Origin of the sequence: Halobaculum gomorrense (assembly GCF_900129775.1) — an archaeon.
GTDB classification, from domain to species: Archaea; Halobacteriota; Halobacteria; order Halobacteriales; family Haloferacaceae; genus Halobaculum; species Halobaculum gomorrense.
This window is the reverse complement of sequence record NZ_FQWV01000001.1, coordinates 415,957-436,545: the sequence shown is the minus strand read 5'-3', so window position 1 is coordinate 436,545 and position 20,589 is coordinate 415,957. Positions and strand designations below refer to the sequence as shown.

The window sequence follows — 20,589 nt, the reverse complement described above, 5'->3', positions numbered from 1 at the left end:
GGCAAGCGTTGCCACCCACATGATCCCGCCCATCGCCAGCCGGTTCGTCGCGGGCGAGACGCCGGCCACGGCGTTCGACCACGTCCGCCGCGCCAACGAGGACGGCGTGAAGGTTATCTTCAACCTCCTCGGCGAGCACTACCACGAGCGCGCCGACGCCGACACCGACGCCGAGGCGTACGTCTCGCTTGTTCGCGATGTGGCCGACACGGACCTCGACGCGTGCCTCTCAGTGAAGCCCTCGCAACTCGGCATCGACATCGGCGACGACGTGTTCCGCGAGAACTTCCGCCGGATCGTCGAGGCCGCCGACGAGCACGGTGTGTTCGTCTGGTGCGACATGGAGGACGCCGACACGACCGACGTGACGCTCGACGCCTTCGAGGAGCTCGCCCGCGAGTTCGACGGCGGCGTCGGGCAGTGCGTCCAGGCGAACCTCCGCCGCACCCGCGAGGATCTGGATCGGCTCGCCGACGTACCCGGGAAGCTCCGGCTCGTGAAGGGCGCCTACGACGAGCCCGAGTCGATCGCCTACACCGAGAAGGCCGACGTGAACGAGGCGTACCGCGAGGACCTGGAGTTCCTGTTCGGCGAGCGCGACGGCGGGATCGCGGTCGGCAGCCACGACCCGGCGATGATCGCCTACGCCGAGGAACTCGCCGCCGAGTACGGCGCCGACTACGAGGTGCAGATGCTGATGGGCGTCCGCGAGGACGAACAGCGCCGCCTCGCGGCCGACGGGGTCGAGGTGTGGCAGTACGCCCCCTACGGCGACAAGTGGCTCTCGTACTTCTACCGCCGGGTGCGCGAGCGCAAGGAGAACGCGCTGTTCGCCCTCCGCGCGGTCGTCGGCGTCTGACCGCGATGGAGATCGGCGGCCCGGTGGTGGCCTGGCGGTGGCCAAACGGCGGCCCGGTGGTGGTCAAACGGCGAGCCGACGGTGGACCCCCGGTGCGGTCGACGACCGTGTAGAAGGGCTGATATGGCCCCAACCCGGACGAGCGAGTGAACTTCGAATGTCTACGTGGAAGCGCGACTTCGCGAGCGGGCTGGTCGTGGTCACCCCGATCCTCGTCATCCTCTTTGTCGCCAACTGGCTGTACAACCTCCTGTCGACGCTCCCGTTCGTCCCCACGATCACCCCGGAGAACCCGGACCCCGACCTCCTCGCGCTCTACGAGTTCGCGGAGGTGCTCATGGCGCTCGTGGTGTTCGTCCTGATCGTCTTTTCGGCGGGCTACCTCATGCGGACGACTGCGGGGCGGCTCGCGGAGGGGTTCCTCGACGACGCGATCAACCGTGTGCCGGGGCTACGCGTCATCTACAACGCCTCGAAGCTGGCCGTCGAGACGGCGCTCACGGGCACCGAGGACCTCCAGACGCCGGTGAAGATCGAACCGTGGAACGGGATGCGCATGACCGCGTTCAAGACCGGGAAGACGACCGACGACGGCCGCGAGGTCGTGTTCATGCCGACGGCGCCGAACATCACAACCGGGTTCGTCATCGAGATCGACCCCGACGACCTGACCGAGTCGGACGAGAAGGTCGAGGAGGCGCTCACGCGGATCCTCTCGGCCGGCTTCGGCGAGGGCGGCGGGGGTTCGGCGCCGGACGAGACGGACCTGAGCGACGTCCTCGACTCCGGCTCGAACGAGTAAGGCGAGCGGAACCCTCCCCGTCAGCGACCGAACCGAACGGTGAAGTGTCGGGGCGGCGCCACTCGGGACATGCGCGACGACCCCTCCCGAATCGACGCCGACCACGTCGACCTGCTGCAGGCGTTCATCGAGAGCCACGGCTTCCTCTCGTGGCTCGATCTCACCGTCGAGGAGCTCGATAGCGGCCGGATCGTTATGTCCGTCCCGTACCACGAGAAGCTCGTCAATCCCGGCTCGCCCGTGGGCTCAATCCACGGCGGCATCGCGGCGACCCTGGTCGACACCGCGTCCGGGTTCGCCCTCCGGTCGACGTTCGACGACCCGACGACCGGGTCGCTGGCGACGACGGACCTCAACGTCACCTACCTGCGGCCGGCGACCAACGACCTTCGGGTCGAGGCCGAGGTGCTGCGCGCGGGCGGCTCGATGGGGTTCACCGACACGCTCGTCTCCAGCGTCGCCCCCGACGGCGAGCAGAAGGACGTGGCCGTGGGACGCACGTCCTACCGCCTCTTTCGCGACGCCGACCGGGAGTAGCCGCCGGGTGCGACACCCGACGGAGCGACGGAACGACCGAAAAACGGACGGTCGGAGGGCCGGAACGCCGGACTGACGATCCGACATCCCGGCGGGCACGAGTGCCCGAGCAATCCTTTTGCACCAGCCCGCCGAACCGTTCGACAACCGGATGCACCGAGACGATCCCGTCGAGTACGAGCCGGTGAGCGTGAAGGCCGTGCTGGCCGAAATGAAAGACACCGCCGAACTGCTCATCGACCTGTCGTACTCGGCGGTGCTGCACGGTAGCCCCGACCTCGCGAAAGAGGTGCTCGCGCTGGAATCGCGAATGGACGTACTCCAGTTGCAGGCGCGGATGAGCGTGATGATGGCCGCGCGATCGCCCGAGGATGTGGAAGACCTGGCGCCGGTGCTGGGCGTCGTCGGCGCCGCCGAGAAGGTGAGCGACGCCGCCGGCGACATCGCGAAGGTCGTGCTGGAGGAGGTCGGGCTTCCCGAGGCGATGCGGGCGGCCCTGCCCGAGGCCGTGGAGTCGCTCGTGCGCGCCCCGGTCGCCGACGACTCGGCGTACGTCGGCCGAACGCTCGCGGGGATCAACATGGAGACCGAGACGGGCGTACGCGTCATCGCCGTCCGCCGCGATCAGGCGACGGGGAAGGCCCGCTGGATCACGAATCCGGGGCGCGACACGGAGTTTCGCGCGGGCGACACGCTGATCCTCCGCGGGTTCGAGGAGGGGCTGCGCGAGGTGTACGAGGCGGCCGCCGGCGAGCCGTACGAGGTTCCCACACCGCCCGACCCCGCCGTCGAGGACCTGGAGCGGGCCGTCGACTCCATCGTCCTGATGAAGAACATGAGCGAGCTTGCCGTCGACCTCGCCTACGGCGCCGTGCTGTTCGACAGCCGGGGCGTCGCCAAGGAGGTGGCCGAGCTGGAGGCGGAGGTCGACGCGCTCAAGTCGCGCTTCGAGGCGTGGACGCTGCGGGCGGCCGCGCGGGTCGACGACCCGGTCAGTCTCCGCGGGCTCGTTCACCTGGCGGCCGCGACCGAGGAGATCAGCGACGCCGCCCTCGAGATCAGCGAGGGCGTGCTCCGCGGGTTGGAGGCGCACCCGGTCGTCGCAGAGGCCGTCGAAGAGTCCGACGAGATCATCGTCCGGATCGTCGTCGGCGAGGACTCGGAGTTGACCGGCGCGACGCTTGGCGACCGCGAGGTGAAGACCGAGACGGGGATGCGCGTGATCGCGGTCCGGCGAGGAGGAACCGACGCGGACGGCGACGACGCCGAGACCGACGAAGGCGGGGACGACGCCGAGACCGACAAAGGCAAGGACGGAAGCGACGACGACGGGAGCGGGGAGTGGGTGGTCTCGCCCAGCGCGCGGACCCGGCTTCGCGCCGGCGACGTGCTCATCGCGAAGGGGACGCGCGCGGGCGCAGAGCGCCTCACCGCGCTCGCTGGTGCGCCCGAGGAGTTCGACGTGGACTGACGCGTGGTCGACGCGTACCGACCCCTAGACTGACGCGTCGGCTGCGGTGCGTCCCGTCGGCGCTGCGCCCCCGTCAGCGCTGTCCGGCGGTTCCCTCCGAGTCCTCCGCCGAGAGCGGTTCGCCGCACGTCGGACACGCGCCGGACCGCGACGGTCGCAGCATCGCGCAGGCCGCACACAGCACGAGCGTCCGGTCCCGTCGCAGGTCGTCCGACGCCGCCGACCGGGTCGAGTCGTCCGACCGCTCCGACCCGAGCACGACTGCGGGATCGAGCCTCGTTCCCGCGAGACGGCCCGTCCCGCTCTCCTCGGCGGCCATCCGAACCGTGTGCTCGATGAGTACGTCGTTCCGGAGTCGGTCGAGAAGCCGGAGCAGTCCGAGGAACGCGACCGTCGGGACGAGAGACAGTATCGCCGTGAGGACGAGGCGAACGACCGGTTCGGACTCGATCGCGGCCATGAGAACGGATCACGCACCACACCGACTTTGCGGTTCCGGCGATCCCTCGGGAGCCGCCGGTCGGCGGTCGGCCGACGACCGACCGACCGACGACAGGGGTGCGGTCTGTCGACCGCTCGGGGGGTCACTCCGCCGGCGTCCGGAGCACGCGAACCGCGGCGACGACGGTCAGTCCGGAAGCGACGAACAGCGTCGTCGCCGACGCGAGCACGAACGCGAGCAGCAGGAAGTAACCGTCCGGACCCAACACGGGGTACGTCCGAGTGCCGCCGACCGGCCCGAACAGTTCGAGCGCGCGGACCGCGTAGACGGCGACCGCAAGCGCGACGCCGACGGCCGCCCCGACCGTCACGTTGCGCTTCACCGACAGCGTCGCCAGCAGCCCGGCGATCGGCGGGCGATCCGGGCGCGACTCTGTGGGGGCCGACCGGTCGCCGGCGTCGCGTGACTCCTCGCTCACGGTTCGGTTTGGGGCCTCCACCTCAAATTCCCATCGCCTTCGCCATTCGACGCCGCAATCGCGCGCCGGGTGCGGCGGGCCTCACACGGTCGCGTACGCCTCGAACTCCCGCCCCCGCAGGAGAAAGAACGCGACGCCGACGAGTCCCACAACCGTCGCGAGACCGAACGCGACCTCGGGTGAGCGGCCGTAGATCCACCCGCCCACGAGGGCGCTCGGGATCGTGATCATATTGCGGACGAGGTAGTAGGTCCCGGTCACGCGCCCGCCGGCGTCCGCCTCGGCCGGCCCGACGATGAGCGCCTTGTGCGCGGGTAGCCCCGCGAACCGGACCCCTGAAAACGCGAACAGCGCGGCCAACACCGTCGCGTCCGGCGGCGCGAAGATCAACATCGCGGGGAACACGGCGTAAACCGCGAACCCGATCGCGACCACCGGCTTGAGGCCGACCGACCGCGCGAGGCGCGCGACGGGCACCATCGTGAGCAGCGCGACGGCCATCTCGACGCCCAGCAGGACGCCGAAGTACGCCTCCGGAGAGAGCGCGCCGACGACGGGGAGGGTCGCGCCCACGGCGAGCACGTCGACGACGACGCGCACGAAGAACACGTACACCATGCCATTGGCGAAGCGAACGAGCGAGTCGCCCACGAGCAACGGACGGAGCGGGTCCGGGAGCGACCGCAGGTCGTCGAGCACCGTCGCGACGCCCGCGAACGACTTGCCGATGGAGTCGTTGGAGGCGTCGTACAGGACGTACTGCGCGACGGTCGCGACCGCCCCGACGGCGGCCGCCCCCAGCAGTACGAGCCGGAACCCGTCGGTGAACGCGTACGCCGAGAGCACGGCGGCGACCAGCAGCGGCCCCAGCAGGAACGCGGTCCGGCGGAACGTCTCCGTCGCGGCGAACCCGGAGGCGAGCCGGTCCGGCGGCACCGACTGCTTCACGACGGCGAACGTCGCTCCGAGCCCGAACGACTTCCACGCCTGCGAGAGAAACAGCCCGAGGAAGACCATGACGACCGCGAGGTTCGTCGGCCCGACGGTCACGTCCCGAAACGGGTCCGCCGCCCACCACACGAGGAAGCCGAGCGTCGAGGCGAAGCCGAACAGCGTGAGCGACGTGCGCGAGCCGAGGCGGTCCGACAGCGCGCCGCCGGGGTACGGGAACACCGCGGAGATGAGGTTCCCGACCGAGCCGTACGCGCCGAGCGCGAGGCTGGAGGCGCCAAGCACCGCGAGGTACTGGGGCAGGTACCGCCCGGTCGCCTGGAAGCCGAGGCTGAACGCGAACATCGCCAGTGAGACCACGAGCACGTCGCCCGGGAGCGCGGTGAACTGCCGGAAGGAATCGAAGGGATCGGGCTCCGGCTCCGCATCGGTCGTCGCGCCGCCGCCCGGATCGGAGCGGTCTACCATCGGCGTACGCTGCGAACGGGGAACCCAAAACCGTACCGGGGGCGGCGAGCCGTCTCGACAGTCCCGACCCGGCGAGGATCGCCGGTGTCGATGACCGTCGGCACCGACCGACAGAACCTGAATTACTTTACGCGCCCCTGCAGATGACTCCCCTATGGGACTATTCGACCGGCTCCGCGGGGACGACGATCCCCGGGTCGCGTTCGTCGGTATCGACGGGGTGCCGCACTCGCTGTTGGAGGACCACCCCGACCGGTTTCCGAACTTCGCCGCGCTCGCCGACGAGGGGTCGGCCGCGGCCATCGACTCCATCGTGCCGCCGGAGTCGTCGGCGTGCTGGCCCGCGCTCACGACCGGCGTCAACCCCGGTGAGACGGGCGTGTACGGCTTCCAGGACCGCGAGATCGGGAGCTACGACACGTACGTTCCGATGGGCCGGGACGTGCAGGCGACGCGCATCTGGGACCGCATCGCGGACACCGGGCGCGACGCGAGCGTACTGAACGTCCCGGTGACGTTCCCGCCCCAGCGGAACGTCCAGCGGATGGTCTCGGGGTTCCTCTCGCCGGGCGTCGACAAGGCCGCCTACCCCGACGACCTGCGCGAGTACCTCGAGTCGATCGACTACCGCATCGACACGAACGCGAAGCTCGGCCACCAGGACGACAAATCGGAGTTCATCGAGGTCTCCCACGAGACCATCGACAAGCGCTTCGAGGCGTTCACCCACTACATCGAGCAGGACGACTGGGACCTGTTCTTCGGCGTCTTCATGACGACCGACCGGGTGAACCACTTCCTGTTCGAGGACTACGCCCGCGACGGCGAGTACTACGAGGAGTTCATGGAGTTCTACGAGAAGGTCGACGACTACGTCGGCCAGATTCGCGACATGCTCCCCGAGGACGTGACGCTCGTCGTCGCCTCCGACCACGGCTTCACCGTGCAGGACTACGAGGTCGAGATCAACCAGTGGCTCCAGGACGAGGGGTGGCTCTCGTTCGAGGACGACGACCACGAGGAACTGGGCGACATCGCCGACGATGCGCGCGCGTACTCGCTTATTCCCGGTCGGCTCTACATCAACCTCGATGGCCGCGAGCCCCGCGGATCGGTGTCCCAGTCGGACTACGAGGCCGTCCGCGACGAGCTGAAAGCCGACATCGAGGCGCTCGAGGGCCCCGACGGGACGCCCGTCGCCAAGCGCGTCGTCGAGAAGGAGGACGCGTTCCGGGGCGAGCACGACGACATCGCGCCTGACCTGACGATCATCCCGAACCACGGCTTCGACCTGAAGGCGAAGTTCAAGCCGCACGACGACGGGGTCTTTTCCACCGGGCCGCGAAACGGGATGCACAGCTTCGAGAATGCGACGCTGTTCGTCGACGACCCCGACGCGACCATCGTCGACGCGGACCTGCTCGACATCGCGCCGACAATCCTCGACCTGATGGACGTGGAGCACGCCCGCGCCGACTTCGACGGCGCCAGCCTGGTGTGAACTACCCCGATCGACCGCGTTACCCGAAGTTCTCGACTTTCGCGTCGCCCGCGTACCCCGCCGCCTCCAGCGCGGCGGTCGCCTTGTCGACGAAGTCTGCGAAGCCGTAGATGAACGCCTGTTCGCCATCGGCGCCCGTCACCGCCGCCGCGACCGCGTCGGTGAAGTCGCCGTCGGTGACGACGACGCTCGCGCCGCGCTCGCGCAGGTCGTCGAGCCGCGCCCCGTGCGCCGGCGCGTCGTCTCGATAGACGACCGCCGCCTCGTTGCCCGCGCCGAGCGCGGCTTCCGCGATAGCGACGGCGGGACCGACGCCCGGCCCGCCCGCCAGCACGACCGCGCGCGACTCGCCCTCGTAGTAGTCGTCGCCGAACGGACCGCTCACGTCGATCTCGTCGCACGCGGCGAGGTCGGCGAGGTACCGCGAGAAGTCGCCACCGTCGAGGCCGACGGTCGTCTCGAAGTCGCCGTCCGTATCCGGCGAGGAGATCGTGTAGAAGCGCGACACCTCCTCCCCATCGACGGCGGCGGTGAGCTTCACGAACTGTCCCGGCTTACCCTCGAACTCCGCAGGCGAGTCCAGCGTCACCGCGACCGTGTCGGGACCGACCTCCGCGACTGACCGCACCGCGACTGTTGCGTCCATGCGCGCCGATTGCGCGTCGGGGTACCCGAAGCTGTCGCTTTCGACGCCCCGCCGCGGCTCCCCGGGCGGCGGTCGACCCCCGACCGCCTCGATCGCGTCCCGACCACTTCGACCGTGACCGCGTCCCGATCACTTCGACCGTGACCGCGTCCCGATCACTTCGACCGTGACCGCGTCCCGATCGTCGTCGGCCGTCGAACCCGGCTAGTACGCCTGTCGTACCCGAGATCCGGTCCGTTCGGCAACCGATACAATTCCTGCCGTGAAACGGCGAGAACCGATCGATCGTCGGTCGCATTGCGGCCATTCGGACGTTCGAGCCCACAATTGTCGTTTCGTTCGGGAGGATGTCCGACGATCCGTCGGAAACCGGCCGTCCACCTATTCAGAAGGCTTTTCCACCGACCGTGGGAAGGTGTGACCAGTATGCCAGCGGACTTCAACTGGGCCATCGGCGGGGAGGCCGGCGATGGCATCGACTCCACCGGGAAAATCTTCGCGCAGGCGCTCTCCCGGGCGGGTCGACACGTCTTCACGTCGAAGGACTTCGCCTCCCGGATCCGGGGCGGCTACACCGCGTACAAGGTGCGCACGTCCACGGAGAAGGTCCGGTCCGTCGTCGACCGGCTGGACGTCCTCGTCGCGCTCACGCCCCGAACGATCGATGAGAACCTCGACGAGCTCCACGAGGGCTCGGTCATCATCTACGACGGCGAGCGGACGACGATGGCCGACGTCGAGATCCCCGACGGAATGATCGGGCTCGACGTGCCGCTCAAGAGCCTCGCGGAGGACGCCGGCGGGGCCATCATGCGCAACGTCGTCGCGCTGGGCGCCGCCTGCGAGGCGACGAACTTCGACATCGAGCACCTCGACTCCTCGCTGAAGAAGCGCTTCGGCGACAAGGGGCAGGCGCTCGTCGACAACAACAAGCAGGCGGCTCGACTCGGTCAGGAGTACGTTCAGGAGAACTACCCCGACTCCGACCTCGACTACGATCTCGAAACGACCGACAACGACTACGTCCTGCTCAACGGTGACGAGGCGATCGGCATGGGCGCCATTGCGGCCGGCTGCAAGTACTACGCCGGCTACCCGATCACGCCCGCGACGGACGTGATGACGTACCTGAAGGGCCGCATCGAGCACTTCGGCGGCCACGTCGTTCAGGCGGAGGACGAACTCGCCGCGATCAACCTCGCGCTCGGCGCCGCCCGCGCCGGCGCCCGCTCGATGACCGCGACCTCCGGTCCCGGCATCGACCTGATGACCGAGACGTTCGGCCTCGTGGCGACCTCCGAGACGCCGCTTGTCATCGTCGACGTGATGCGCTCGGGTCCCTCGACGGGGATGCCGACCAAGCAGGAGCAGGGCGACCTCAACATGATGCTGTACGGCGGGCACGGCGAGATCCCGCGGTTCGTCCTCGCGCCCACCACCGTCGACGAGTGCTTCTGGAAGACCGTCGAGGCGTTCAACCTCGCCGAAAAGTACCAGACCCCGGTGTATCTCGCGGCCGACCTCGCGATGGCGGTCACCGAGCAGACGTTCGAGCCGGAGGCGTTCGACATGGACGCCGTCGAGATCGACCGCGGCAAGGTCGTCGACGAGGACACCATCGAGGACCACCAGACCGACACGGGCGGGTTCAAGCCCCACGAGATCACCGACGACGGCGTCAGCCCGCGCGCGTTCCCCGGCACCGCCGGCGGCGCGCACATGTCCACCGGCTTAGAGCACGACGAGCAGGGCCGCCGGACCGAGGACACGGAGATGCGCGTCAAGCAGGTCGACAAGCGCACCCGGAAGGTCGAGACCGCCCGCGAGCGCGAGGACTTCTCGCCGCGGGAGTTCGGCGACCCCGACTCGGACAATCTCGTCGTCACGTGGGGGTCCAACGAGGGGACACTCGTCGAGGCGCTGGAGTTCCTCGAGGACGAGGACATCGACGTGCGGATCCTCTCGGTGCCGTACCTCTTCCCGCGGCCCGACCTCACGGAGGAGTTCGAGGCGGCCGACGAGGTCGTCGTCGTCGAGTGTAACGCGACGGGGCAGTTCGCCGACGTGGTCGAACACGACACGCTACAGCGCGTGAAGCGGGTCAACAAGTACAACGGCGTGCAGTTCAAGGCGGACGAGCTCGCCGACGACATCAAGGAGACCCTGGCCACCGACGAGGGCCAGGAGGTGGAAGCATGAGTTCCCAGGTCAGGTTCACCGATTTCAAATCCGACAAGCAGCCCACGTGGTGTCCCGGATGCGGCGACTTCGGGACGATGAACGGCATGATGAAGGCGCTCGCGGAGACGGGCAACGATCCCGACAACACCTTCGTGGTCGCCGGCATCGGCTGTTCAGGTAAGATCGGCACGTACATGCACAGCTACGCGATCCACGGCGTCCACGGTCGCGCGCTCCCGGTCGGCGCGGGCGTGAAGATGGCCAATCCCGATCTGGAAGTGATGGTCGCGGGCGGCGACGGCGACGGGTACTCCATCGGCGCGGGCCACTTCGTCCACGCCGTCCGCCGTAACGTCGACATGAGCTACGTTGTGATGGACAACCGCATCTACGGGCTGACGAAGGGCCAGGCCTCGCCCACCTCGCGCGAGGACTTCGAGACCTCGACGACGCCGGAGGGGCCCCAGCAGCCGCCCGTCAACCCCCTCGCGCTCGCGCTCGCCTCCGGCGCGACGTTCATCGCGCAGTCATTCTCCTCGGACGCCCTGCGTCACCAGGAGATCGTCCAGCAGGCCATCGAGCACGACGGCTTCGGCTTCGTGAACGTGTTCTCGCCGTGCGTCACGTTCAACGACGTGGACACGTACGACTACTTCCGCGACTCGCTGGTTGACCTGAAGGAGACCGACTACGACCCGAGCGACCGCGACGCGGCCAAGGAGAAGGTCCTCGACGCCGACAAGGAGTACATGGGCGTGCTCTACCAGGAGGAGGACTCGGTGTCGTACGAGCAGACCCACGGCCTCGACGCCAACATGAGCCAGATCGACCACGACGGCGCTCCCGAGGACGCGATGGATCTGGTCCGCGAGTTCTACTAGAACGAACCTCTTTTCGCCTTGGGTTTCCTCGCGCTCGCCGGAGGCGAGCACTGCGGGAACCCGAGGCGAAAACCCGTTCATGCTGTCGGATTCGAAGAATCCGACTGCTAATCAGACGCCGAAGGCGTCTGATGATGCCAAAAGGCCGCTCGCTCGCCAGCCGAAGGCCGGCTCGATCGCGGAACGGCGCGTGGGAGCCGGGGGCACGCTCGCGGCCATCGACGGGGACCCCCCGAGGTGACGCAGCCCCAAATCAAATACCTCGCGACGCCGAACCCGTCCGCACGATGACAGACAACGACGGCCCAGAGACGGAGGCGCCGTTCTCGGCGGACGTGATCGAGCGGATCGCCGAGCGAACGGGAGTATCCACAGACGACCTCGGGGCGGCGCTGACGGAACTGAACGCCTCGCTGATCGGACGGCACTCGGAACTGGAGCGAGAGGGGGAGTACGTCACCGTCGACGAACGGCGCGCGTACCGCGTCGACGCGTCGTGGTGGGACGACACGCTCGCGGCGTTCGACGTGGAGGAGGGCCTCGCGGACGCCGTCCGCGCGACACACACCGAACGGGCGCGGCTGGCGTTCGAGCACAGCGTCGAGGGCGACGAGCGCTTCGGCGACGACGAGGGCGTGGTTATCCGCGTGGACACCGCCGAACAGTTCTGACTCGTGAACCGCCTCGGGGTCAAGCCCCGAGGCACTCGGCCTGCTCAGCCCGTAGACGACAGGAACGCGGCGGCCGGAGCCTGCCGAGGCGGTGCAGGCGGGCCTACCGCTCGCGGACGACCACGAACTCCGCCAGATCCCGCAGATATCCCCTCGCGTCTGACTCGCCGATTCCGGCGGTCTCCAGCGCTTCCAGCGCCTGCTCCGACTGATCGCGGGCGCGCTGGTCCGCCTCCTCGGGGGTGAGATCCGTGACCTGTAGCAGTGAGGGGCGGTCGACGGCCTCGTCGACCCCCGTTGGCTTGCCCAGATCGTCGGCGTCGGCGGTCGCATCGAGCACGTCGTCGCGGATCTGGAAGGCGACGCCGACACGCTCGGCGTACTCGCCGAACGCCTCGATCGTGAAGCCGTCGGCGCCGGCGGCGACGGCGCCGAGTTCGGCGGCCGCGCGGAACAGCGCCCCAGTCTTGCGGCGCGCGAGCGTCATGTACTCCTCCTCGTTTGTCGGCTTCGCGACCAGCTCCGTGGCCTCTCCTTCGCCCAACTCGACCATCGCCTCGGCGACGACCTGCATCGCCTGCTCGTCGGCTGAGAACAGCGCGAACGCCTCGCCGAGCATCCCGTCGGAGCCGACGATCGCCGGCCCGTAGCCGAACTGCGCCCACGCGCTCGGCGTCCCGCGGCGCACGTCCGAGCGGTCGATGATGTCGTCGACGACCAGCGAGGCATTGTGGACCAGCTCGACGCCGACCGCGAAGTCGACGGCGTCCTCTGGGTCGCCGCCGGCGGCCTCGCACGCGAGGAGCGTCACGGTGGGGCGGACCCGCTTGCCGCCCGCCAGCACGACGTGTTCGATCTCCTCGGAGAGCTGCGGCGGGTCGACCGCCTCGGTCACCTCGGCGAGGCGCTCGTTCGCCATCGCGACCCGACGCTCCAGATACTCCATTGGTGCGTGTTCGGGTCCGGGCGGAAAAGAGGGTACCGGATGCGGGAGCCGCGACCGGAACCCGCTGCCCGTTCCGTCCGGCCGTGCCGGTGGGTCCCCGGCCGTCGAGGGAGGGAAACATCCATACTCCCCGTTTCCGTTTGTGTCGCCATGAGTTCCAACCAGAGGAAGACCGTCAGGGACGTCATGTCGTCGCCGCTGGAGACGATCGAGAGCGACGCGACGGTACAGGAGGCCGCCCGGAAGATGCGGGAGAAGGAGATCAGCGCGCTGGTCGTTCTGACCTCCCCGCGGGCAATCATCAGCAGCACCGACGTGATCGAGGCCGTCGCTGACGGCCGGAGCGTTTCCGAGCTGCGGGTGATGGACGTGATGACGACCGATGTCGAGACCGTCACCCCGGACCTCTACATGGAGGAAGTCGCCGAGATGATGACGACGTACGGCATCAAACACCTCCCCGTCGTCGACGACGACTACGTCGGGATGGTCTCCTCGACCGACGTCACCGCCTTTCTCTCGTGATCGTAGTGCGAGCGGAAGACCGCGAACGAGAGGGATTTCGCGCCCCGAACGGGAGGGGTCGGCGATAGCGCGCACGGCGAGTGCGAGCAACTGGACCGCCGCGAGCGGAACGAGAAAGGGGCTCGGTGAGCTACTCGAACTGTTCGATCAGCGCGGGAACCACGTCGAACAGGTCGCCGACGATCCCGTAGTCGGCGATGTCGAAGATCGGCGCGTTCGGGTCGGTGTTGATCGCAATGATCGTCTCGGCACTCTTCATTCCGGCGACGTGCTGGACCGCCCCGGAGATGCCGATCGCGAGGTACACGTCCGGGGTCACCTGCTTGCCGGACTGACCGACCTGCCGGTTCTTCGGGAGCCAGCCGTTGTCGACGATCGGACGCGACGACGACAGCGTCGCGCCGGTGACCTCGACGAGGTCCTCGATGAGCTCGAGGTTCTCCTCCTCCTCGATGCCGCGGCCGATCGAGACGAGGAACTCCGCGTCCGCGATGTCCACGTCGCCGGCGCCGACCTCCTCGAAGCCCTGCACGCGCGCGCCGGAGGCCGACTCGTCGAACTCGTAGTCGAACGCCTCGATTGGCACCTCGGCGGTCTCCTCGACGGCGGGCCACTCGCCGCCGCGGACGGTGACGGCGAACGGCTCCTCGCTCACCTCGATGGTCGTCTCGACCTTCGAGCCGTACATCTCGCGGGTCGCCTCTAGCCCGCCGTCGTACGCGAACTCGACCGCGTCTGCGACCAGCGGCACATCGAGGCGGTTCGCCACCGCCGGCGCGTAGTCGAGCCCGTTCACCGAGTTCGGCATGAGGACGGCCGTCGGCGCGAGCGACTCGAACAGCGCGGCGGTCGCGCCGGCGTACAGGTCGTGGTTAAACTCCTCGCCGTCCTCCACGGTGTGGATCGCATCGACGCCCGCAAGCGACAGGTCGACGGCGAAGGCGTCCACGTCGCCGGCGATCACCGCGAGGTGGAGGTCGCCGCCGAGGTCGTCCGCGAGGTCGCGGCCGGCGCGAACGAGCTCGAAGCTCACGTCCCGGAGCTCGCCGCGCCGGTGGTCGACGACCGCGAGCACGTCACTCATTCCGAAACCACCCCCTTCTCGCGAAGCACGTCGGCCAACTGCGCCGCCTGCTCGTCGGCCGCTCCGTCGAAGTACGTCGCGTCCGACTCCGTCTCGGGTTCGTACATCCCGGTGCGCGAGATGGGCGAGTCAACCGCGTCGGCGTCGAGACCGAGGTCGGCCAGCCCGAACGCCGCGATCTCCTTGCTCTGTGCCTGGCGGATGCCGCGCAGGCTGGCGTACCGCGGCTCGTTCAGGCCGGTCTGGATCGTGAGCACCGCCGGGAGATCCACGTCAGTGAGTTCCTCGATGCCGCCCTCCAGTTCGCGGTGGACGTGCGCCGTCGACAGGTCGTCCTCGGTGTCGAGGTGGTTGACGACGGCCGCCCAGTCGAAGCCGATCTCGTCGGCCACCGAGACGCCGGTGGCACCGAACCCGTCGTCGGCCGCCTGCACGCCCGAGAGCACGAGGTCGGGCTCCTCCTCGTCGACGACGGCCGCGAACAGCCGCGTCTTCGCCGCCACGTCCAGATCCGCCGCCGCGATATCGTCGTCCCACACGCGGATCGCGCGGTCGACGCCCTTCGCGAGCGCCATTCGGATCGTCTCCTCGGAGCGCTCCGGGCCGATTGTGGCCGAGACGACCTCTATGTCGCCGTACGTCTCCGAGAGCTGGACGGCCGCCTCGATGGCGTAGTCGTCCCACTCGTTGAGGTCGTACTCGAGGTACTGCTCCCCGATGTCCGTCCCCTCGATCTCGAAGTCGTCGGCCGCCTCTGCGACCTCCTTGACCGTGACGAGGATCTTCATCGCGCAAGCGTTGCCGTGGTCGGGGGTAAACAGTTTCGGAACCGCCGGCAACGGGCGGCGCGCGGGTCCACGTTCGGCCCCGGCGCTTACAACTCGGCGTCGTCGTCGCTGTCGGCGTCAGCGGCGCTGTCAGCGTCGTCGGCGCTGTCGGCACCGTTCGGCTCGTCGTCTGCATCGTCGGCCAGCGAGATGAGGTTCTCGCGGCCGAGTCGGAGCTTCTCGACGCGGCCCTCGTCGGCCATCGCCGACAGCAACTGTGACACCTTCGCATCGGACCACCCGGTCTGGCTGACGATGTTGCCCTGACGCATCCGACCGCCATGCGTTTCGAGGATCCGCTCGACGCGCTCCTCGTCCGAGAGGAGCTCCAGATCCTCCTCCGTCTCCGGCTCGCCCCCGTTCACCTCTGCGCCGGTTGCGTCGGCAGCCGGGGCCGTCGACCCGTCACTGGCCCCGTCAACCGTCGATCCGTGCGGCGATCCGACCGTCGGCTCTGGCTCCGAATCCGCCGCCGATCCGGTCGAGTCGGGATCGCGATCCGACACCGCCCCCTCGCGGTCGGCATCGGCCGCCGCGTGGGCACCGTCCGCCGTATCCGCTGTCGCGCTGTCACCGCCGGCACCGGCCGAGACGCCACCGCGGCGATACGCGAACAAGGCGACGACGAACAGCAGTGCGACGGTCACACCGGCGATCAGTCGATACGGCGGCGGAGGCGACGTTTTGCCGGGTTCGTACTGGACCGTGATGTCGCCCGCCTCGAACGTCTGCGGTCCCTCGACGACGATCCGGCGATCGCTGATCGAGTAGCTGAACCCCTGCGACACGTCGCTCACCTCGTAGCCCGGGGGCGGTTCGATGACGAGCCGCTGAGACGCCGACAGCGAGCCGAACCACGTGCCGTTGTTCGGGGTTTCGAACGCGTCGCCGAGCGCGAGCACGCCGTCGGGACTGGGTTGGAGGAACCCGATCCAAGTGAACCGAAGCCGGAGGACGCCGGTCTCGTTCCGCAGCGTCGTCGTCCGATTCACTCGATCGATCGACATCTCCCGGCCGGTGGCCTCGCTCGCTGCCGCAGCGGCGTTGCGGAAAGGTTCCACGGTCGGTCCACCGACGGCGTCGCCGGATTCGTACGCCGCCGCGTACTCGTGGAACGCGGCCCGTTCCGCCTCGGTGTCCAGCGGGATCGTCGTCGCGACGGTCCACCGGGCTGAGCCGTCCTCGTGAAGCGAGACGGTGAAGTTAGTTCGAGGCGCGCCGACGGCCGACGCGAGTTGCGTGCGCGCGATCGAGTCGGAGGAGAACCCGAACGCCGAGGGTGCGCCGGGGTGCGCGGGCGAAGCGAGGGCTTCGGGTGAGTCAGGTTCCGCCTGCTGGTCGGCCGCCGCGACGGTCGCGCCTGCGGCGACCGAGACGAGAACGACGAACGCGGCGAGGAGGGCGACGTGCCGCATGCTGTGTATTCGGGTATTGGCGTTTTGGCAAAACCCTTTCCATCGGTGATCGCGATCCCGAGGCCAGCATCCAGTTCGCCCGACGGACCGTGTGTGCACGATGCTAGTCGTCTGTCGGGAGTCATCTGTCGGGGGCCGAGTCGTGGCAACGGTCCCCCCGTGTGGCCCGGTTTTTTATCCGATGACGGGGTATCCACCTCCCATGCGAGCCATCCCCGTCTTCCTCGCGCTCCTCCTCGTGGCCGCCGGCGGCGGCGCGCTCGCGGTCTCCGGCAGCCAGCCGCCGGCGATCGTCGACACCGATACGAGCCCCCCGACCGCCCCGTCTGTGGCGAACGGCTCGGCCGCCGCAGAGACCACAGCGACGATCAACGGCACCGCGCCCATCCGCGTTCTCTCGCTGGAAGAGAACGGGAGCGTCGCGTCGAACGTCGACGTGGTCACGCTCGATGCAGGAACCGCGACAGCGTTCAGCGCGAACGCCTCCGCCGAGCGGATCGAGACGATCGCGCTTCGCGAACGGATCACGAACGCGAACACCAGCGACCAGCGTCAGATCCGGATCCTCGACGGACTCAACGAGGTCGACAAGGACGTCATCACGCTCCACAGTCGGTACCGCGAGGCCATCGCGTCCTACCACGCCGGCGATCTCTCGGCGAAGGCGTTCCTGATCGAGCTGGCGCGGATCCGCGCTGAGGCCGCGGCGCTGGAAGAGCGGACCCTCATGCTCAACAGGCTCGCCGAGGAGACGGAGAACTTCGCCCTCGACGACAGCCGCGTGTTCTCGATCGTGTACGACCTCCGAACGTTCGACGGCCCGGTTCGAGCGCGTGCCGCGGCCGCGATCGCCGGCGAGCCCGCGGGCACGACCCGCGTGTACGTCGCGACGACCGACGAGAGCATCGTCCTCTCGACGATCGCCGACGGGCGGTACGTTCGCGAAGCGTTCCGCGGCGACCTCCGTGACCGCGACAACACCGGGATCGACGAGGAGACCGCCCAAAACGTCACCGCCCGGAGCTATCCGGAGGTGTGGGCCGCGACCGGCGGGTCGGTGTCCGGGCAGGGATCGGGAGGGACGTTCGTGTTCGACCTCACGTATCCCAACGGAACGCTGACGGCCTTCGTCGGCGGCGGGACCGAACGTGTGTTCATGGAACACCAGCGTATCGACCTGTCCGGAATCCGGTCGCGCGAGGCAGTCACGCGAACGCTGGATCTCACGCTGACGGTGAACAGGACGTTCCCGGGCGGCCCGCTGCGCATCGCCGTCACCGAGCCCCGAACGGGGGAACCGGTCGATGCAGTCGTGAAGATCGGTCGCGAAGGGGGGGAGAGCGCGGATATCGGGACGACCGGTGACGACGGCGTCCTGTGGACGGTCTCGCCGCGCGGGGAGTTCGTGGTCACGGTCGTGGAGGTCGGCGCGACTGACGTGTCCACGGTGACCACCACGTCGAGCGACCCCGTCACGGTCGCGGAGGCGCTCGACTCCTCGGGGTCGAACTCGACGGAATCCGGCGAATGACGAGCGCCGGCGAATGACGAGCGGCGAGAGCTTATCACCGAAGACGAGGGCACTGTTCCCCGTCGATGGGCCGAGAGCCGCCACCGGGGGCCGAACCGCTGCGTGAGACGCCGGCACGGGAGAGAGCAGCAGCCCCGGCCGTCGGCGTCGCGCTGTTGGTGCTCGCGGCGGTCGCGCTGTCGGCGACCGTCGGCGCGGCGACGTTGTCCGCGACCGGAGCGGCTCCGTCGAGCGCCGGAGCGTCGCAGTCGGCACCCGGTGCGTTCCAGTGGGGCGCCGGCGCGGCGCGGTCGACCCCGACCACCGCCGTGATCGACCTCGCGGTCACGGACGGGGCGATCACTCTGCGGCACCGCGGCGGCGACGCGATCGACGTTCGGCGCCTGCACGTCGTGATCCGTGTCGACGGCGCCCGCCTTCGGCACCAGCCGCCGGTGCCGTTCTTCGCCGCGCGGGGGTTCGAGAGCGGACCGACCGGGCCGTTCAACGTCGCGAGCGACCACGCGTGGTCGGCGGGCGAGGCGGCGACGCTGACGCCCGCCGGGACGAATCGGCCGCAGATCGGTTCCGGCGCGGTCGTCGAGGTCACGCTGTTCGTCGGCTCACACCGGCTGGTGGCGCTGACCGCGGTCACGGCGTGAGAGCCGGAACGGTCCGATCCGGCCGATCCGGCCGATCCGGCCGATCTGGCCGGTCCGGCGGACCGGCAACACGGCAGGACGGGCGGAACTACGCCGTGATCCGGTCAGCGGTCGACCGGCTCGGCGCTCCCGCTCTCGACGGCCGATCCCGCGTCAGTGTCGGAGCTCTCAGCCTCCTCGGGAACGGTCGCGACCGTCGTGATGGCCCGCGGGGCGCCGCGGTGGCGCTGCTGGATGAAGTGGCGGGTCTCCTCGAAGCCGGCCTCGGTGAACATCTCCTCGGCCTCCTCGGCGTCGTAGAAGAGCATGATCGCGTCAGCGAGCGTCTGGAAGACACGCAGTTTCGGGTAGTCGGGGCCGACGACGAGGACGGTGCCGCCGGGTTTGACGACGCGGCGGAACTCCCGGAGGGCGGCGACGGGGTTTGGCCAGTACTCGATCGAGCCCGACGACCAGAGCTTGTCGAAGCTGTCGTCTTTGAACGGGAGGCGCTCGGCGTCGCCCATGTGGAAGCGGACCTTGCCGCGCTTCCCGAACTTCGTGAACGCCTGCTCGAACTGGCCGCGCGACTGGTCGAGGGCGTACACCTCGTCGACGTGGTTGAGCAGCCCCTCGGTGGCGAACCCCGTGCCTGCGCCGACGTCGAGCACGCGGTCGTCGCGGTCTGCGTCGAACCACTCAAGCGCCTGGTTGCGCATCCGATCGTCCCAGATGTACGGATTGATCGTGTCGTACACGCGCGAGAAGTACCGATAGAACAGCCGCGCGTTCGCCTTGTCCTCGAGGATTCCCATTGCGCTCGCGTTGGGTCGGGGCGGTCATAACCCCCACGGAACCCGGGGCTCACTACCCACACAGCTCCGGGGCTTATCAGGCGGTCGGGGGGCGTCGGCATGGCCGACTACAAGTCCATCGGGGACGGATCAGTCCGCATGAAGCTCTCGGAGGCGACGTGGACGGAGATCCGTGACGCCGAGGTCGACGCCGCGCTGCTCCCCGTCGGGAGCACCGAACAGCACGGTCCGCACGCGCCGCTGGGAACGGATGCGCTGACCGCCGAGGCAGTCGCTGACGCCGCCGCCGAGCGGTGGGCGGGCAGAGAGACCGACCGCGGGGGCGACGCCGCGACCGATCCCGACGGCGGCGATCTGCTCGTCGCCCCGCCGGTCCACGTCGGCGTCGCCGAGGAGCACCGCGCGTTCGACGGCACGCTGTGGGTGTCGCCGGACACCTTCCGCGCGTATGTCCGCGAGACCGTCGAGAGCCTCGCGCACCACGGCCTCGACCGCGTCGTCCTCGTCAACGGCCACGGCGGGAACGTCGAGGCGCTCGCGGAGGTCGCGCGGCGCGTCTCGCGAGACGGATCGACCAACGCCTACGCCGTCTCGTTCACGTGGTTCGAGGCGGTCGGCGAGCACGCGAGTCGGATGGGTCACGGCGGCCCGCTGGAGACGGCGATGCTGCGCCACGTCGCGCCTGAGCTCGTTCGAGCGGACCGAGTCGCGGAGGCCCGCGACGGCGGAACAGACCGCTGGGGGGAGTGGGTCCGCGGGGTGAACCTCGCACACGACAGCGACGAGTTCACCGAGAACGGCGTCGTCGGCGACCCGAACGAGGGGACCGCCGCGCTTGGGGCGGAGCTGCTGGAGCGCGCGAGTGAGGCGCTGTGCGATGTCGCCGGCGCGGTCGCCGAGCGGGGCTTCGAGCGACATCGGGGAGGGCGATAGCGTAG

General features: G+C 69.1%; 21 protein-coding genes. 12 read left to right on the top strand and 9 right to left on the bottom strand.

What is annotated here, in order from left to right; translation table 11 throughout:
- Positions 1 to 19: 19 nt before the first annotated feature.
- The 4 genes from BUE16_RS02205 to BUE16_RS02190 all read left to right on the top strand — a co-directional run bounded on the left by BUE16_RS02205 (position 20) and on the right by BUE16_RS02190 (position 3,669).
- A complete protein-coding gene (locus tag BUE16_RS02205; RefSeq protein WP_073306760.1) occupies positions 20 to 859 on the top strand; it encodes a proline dehydrogenase family protein in 840 nt (279 codons plus the stop codon).
- A 157-nt stretch (positions 860 to 1,016) separates the two neighbouring features.
- Positions 1,017 to 1,661 (top strand): DUF502 domain-containing protein, encoded by a 645-nt coding sequence (locus BUE16_RS02200; RefSeq protein WP_073306759.1) that lies wholly within the window; start codon positions 1,017 to 1,019, stop codon positions 1,659 to 1,661.
- 69 nt (positions 1,662 to 1,730) lie between these two features.
- On the top strand, positions 1,731 to 2,198 hold the full coding sequence (locus tag BUE16_RS02195) for a PaaI family thioesterase (RefSeq protein ID WP_073306758.1): 468 nt from the start codon (positions 1,731 to 1,733) through the stop codon (positions 2,196 to 2,198).
- A 151-nt stretch (positions 2,199 to 2,349) separates the two neighbouring features.
- Positions 2,350 to 3,669, top strand: a complete 1,320-nt coding sequence (locus BUE16_RS02190; protein ID WP_073306757.1) for a potassium channel family protein — start codon at positions 2,350 to 2,352, stop codon at positions 3,667 to 3,669.
- A 73-nt stretch (positions 3,670 to 3,742) separates the two neighbouring features.
- Here the strand turns inward: BUE16_RS02190 and BUE16_RS02185 are convergent, their stop codons facing one another.
- The 3 genes from BUE16_RS02185 to BUE16_RS02175 form a co-directional block, all read right to left on the bottom strand.
- On the bottom strand, positions 3,743 to 4,129 hold the full coding sequence (locus BUE16_RS02185; RefSeq protein WP_073306756.1) for a hypothetical protein: 387 nt from the start codon (positions 4,127 to 4,129) through the stop codon (positions 3,743 to 3,745).
- A 124-nt stretch (positions 4,130 to 4,253) separates the two neighbouring features.
- A complete protein-coding gene (locus BUE16_RS02180; protein ID WP_073306755.1) occupies positions 4,254 to 4,589 on the bottom strand; it encodes a DUF7536 family protein in 336 nt (111 codons plus the stop codon).
- Positions 4,590 to 4,670: 81 nt separating this feature from the next.
- Complete coding sequence (locus BUE16_RS02175) at positions 4,671 to 6,008, bottom strand: MFS transporter (protein ID WP_073306754.1); 1,338 nt, start codon at positions 6,006 to 6,008, stop codon at positions 4,671 to 4,673.
- Positions 6,009 to 6,162: 154 nt separating this feature from the next.
- Here BUE16_RS02175 and BUE16_RS02170 point away from each other — a divergent pair, with 154 nt between their 5' ends.
- Positions 6,163 to 7,509 (top strand): alkaline phosphatase family protein, encoded by a 1,347-nt coding sequence (locus BUE16_RS02170; RefSeq protein ID WP_073306753.1) that lies wholly within the window; start codon positions 6,163 to 6,165, stop codon positions 7,507 to 7,509.
- Positions 7,510 to 7,528: 19 nt separating this feature from the next.
- Here BUE16_RS02170 and BUE16_RS02165 read toward each other — a convergent pair whose 3' ends face one another.
- Positions 7,529 to 8,155, bottom strand: coding sequence for an FAD-dependent oxidoreductase (locus tag BUE16_RS02165; protein WP_073306752.1), 627 nt, complete (start codon positions 8,153 to 8,155; stop codon positions 7,529 to 7,531).
- A 426-nt stretch (positions 8,156 to 8,581) separates the two neighbouring features.
- Here BUE16_RS02165 and BUE16_RS02160 point away from each other — a divergent pair, with 426 nt between their 5' ends.
- The 3 genes from BUE16_RS02160 to BUE16_RS02150 all read left to right on the top strand — a co-directional run bounded on the left by BUE16_RS02160 (position 8,582) and on the right by BUE16_RS02150 (position 11,888).
- A complete protein-coding gene (locus BUE16_RS02160) occupies positions 8,582 to 10,354 on the top strand; it encodes a 2-oxoacid:acceptor oxidoreductase subunit alpha (protein WP_073306751.1) in 1,773 nt (590 codons plus the stop codon).
- The gene (locus BUE16_RS02155) at positions 10,351 to 11,217 is read left to right on the top strand and encodes a 2-oxoacid:ferredoxin oxidoreductase subunit beta (protein ID WP_073306750.1); all 867 of its coding nucleotides are present in this window, start codon (positions 10,351 to 10,353) and stop codon (positions 11,215 to 11,217) included. Before BUE16_RS02160 ends, BUE16_RS02155 begins: the two co-directional genes overlap by 4 nt.
- 287 nt (positions 11,218 to 11,504) lie before the next feature.
- Positions 11,505 to 11,888 carry a hypothetical protein gene (locus tag BUE16_RS02150; protein WP_073306749.1) on the top strand — a complete coding sequence of 128 codons (384 nt, stop codon included), beginning with the start codon at positions 11,505 to 11,507 and terminating at the stop codon, positions 11,886 to 11,888.
- Between the two features lie 103 nt (positions 11,889 to 11,991).
- On the opposite strand, the gene BUE16_RS02145 is transcribed toward BUE16_RS02150, so the two are convergent.
- Entirely contained in the window at positions 11,992 to 12,834 is an 843-nt protein-coding gene (locus tag BUE16_RS02145) for a polyprenyl synthetase family protein (RefSeq protein WP_073306748.1), read from the bottom strand.
- Between the two features lie 150 nt (positions 12,835 to 12,984).
- Here BUE16_RS02145 and BUE16_RS02140 point away from each other — a divergent pair, with 150 nt between their 5' ends.
- On the top strand, positions 12,985 to 13,359 hold the full coding sequence (locus BUE16_RS02140) for a CBS domain-containing protein (RefSeq protein WP_200778346.1): 375 nt from the start codon (positions 12,985 to 12,987) through the stop codon (positions 13,357 to 13,359).
- 130 nt (positions 13,360 to 13,489) lie between these two features.
- On the opposite strand, the gene BUE16_RS02135 is transcribed toward BUE16_RS02140, so the two are convergent.
- The 3 genes from BUE16_RS02135 to BUE16_RS16805 form a co-directional block, all read right to left on the bottom strand.
- Complete coding sequence (locus tag BUE16_RS02135; RefSeq protein WP_073306746.1) at positions 13,490 to 14,443, bottom strand: electron transfer flavoprotein subunit alpha/FixB family protein; 954 nt, start codon at positions 14,441 to 14,443, stop codon at positions 13,490 to 13,492.
- Positions 14,440 to 15,231, bottom strand: coding sequence for an electron transfer flavoprotein subunit beta/FixA family protein (locus BUE16_RS02130; protein ID WP_073306745.1), 792 nt, complete (start codon positions 15,229 to 15,231; stop codon positions 14,440 to 14,442). Before BUE16_RS02130 ends, BUE16_RS02135 begins: the two co-directional genes overlap by 4 nt.
- A gap of 86 nt (positions 15,232 to 15,317) precedes the next feature.
- A complete protein-coding gene (locus tag BUE16_RS16805) occupies positions 15,318 to 16,685 on the bottom strand; it encodes a helix-turn-helix transcriptional regulator (RefSeq protein ID WP_073306744.1) in 1,368 nt (455 codons plus the stop codon).
- Between the two features lie 202 nt (positions 16,686 to 16,887).
- On the opposite strand from BUE16_RS16805, the gene BUE16_RS02120 reads away from it, so the two are divergent.
- Both BUE16_RS02120 and BUE16_RS02115 read left to right on the top strand, forming a co-directional pair.
- On the top strand, positions 16,888 to 18,216 hold the full coding sequence (locus BUE16_RS02120; protein WP_073306743.1) for a DUF7094 domain-containing protein: 1,329 nt from the start codon (positions 16,888 to 16,890) through the stop codon (positions 18,214 to 18,216).
- A 65-nt stretch (positions 18,217 to 18,281) separates the two neighbouring features.
- Complete coding sequence (locus BUE16_RS02115) at positions 18,282 to 18,857, top strand: type IV pilin (RefSeq protein WP_234972312.1); 576 nt, start codon at positions 18,282 to 18,284, stop codon at positions 18,855 to 18,857.
- Positions 18,858 to 18,961: 104 nt separating this feature from the next.
- Here BUE16_RS02115 and BUE16_RS02110 read toward each other — a convergent pair whose 3' ends face one another.
- Positions 18,962 to 19,651, bottom strand: a complete 690-nt coding sequence (locus tag BUE16_RS02110) for a methyltransferase domain-containing protein (RefSeq protein WP_073306742.1) — start codon at positions 19,649 to 19,651, stop codon at positions 18,962 to 18,964.
- A 138-nt stretch (positions 19,652 to 19,789) separates the two neighbouring features.
- Here BUE16_RS02110 and BUE16_RS02105 point away from each other — a divergent pair, with 138 nt between their 5' ends.
- A complete protein-coding gene (locus BUE16_RS02105; protein WP_073307054.1) occupies positions 19,790 to 20,584 on the top strand; it encodes a creatininase family protein in 795 nt (264 codons plus the stop codon).
- The last annotated feature ends 5 nt before the right edge of the window (positions 20,585 to 20,589 follow it).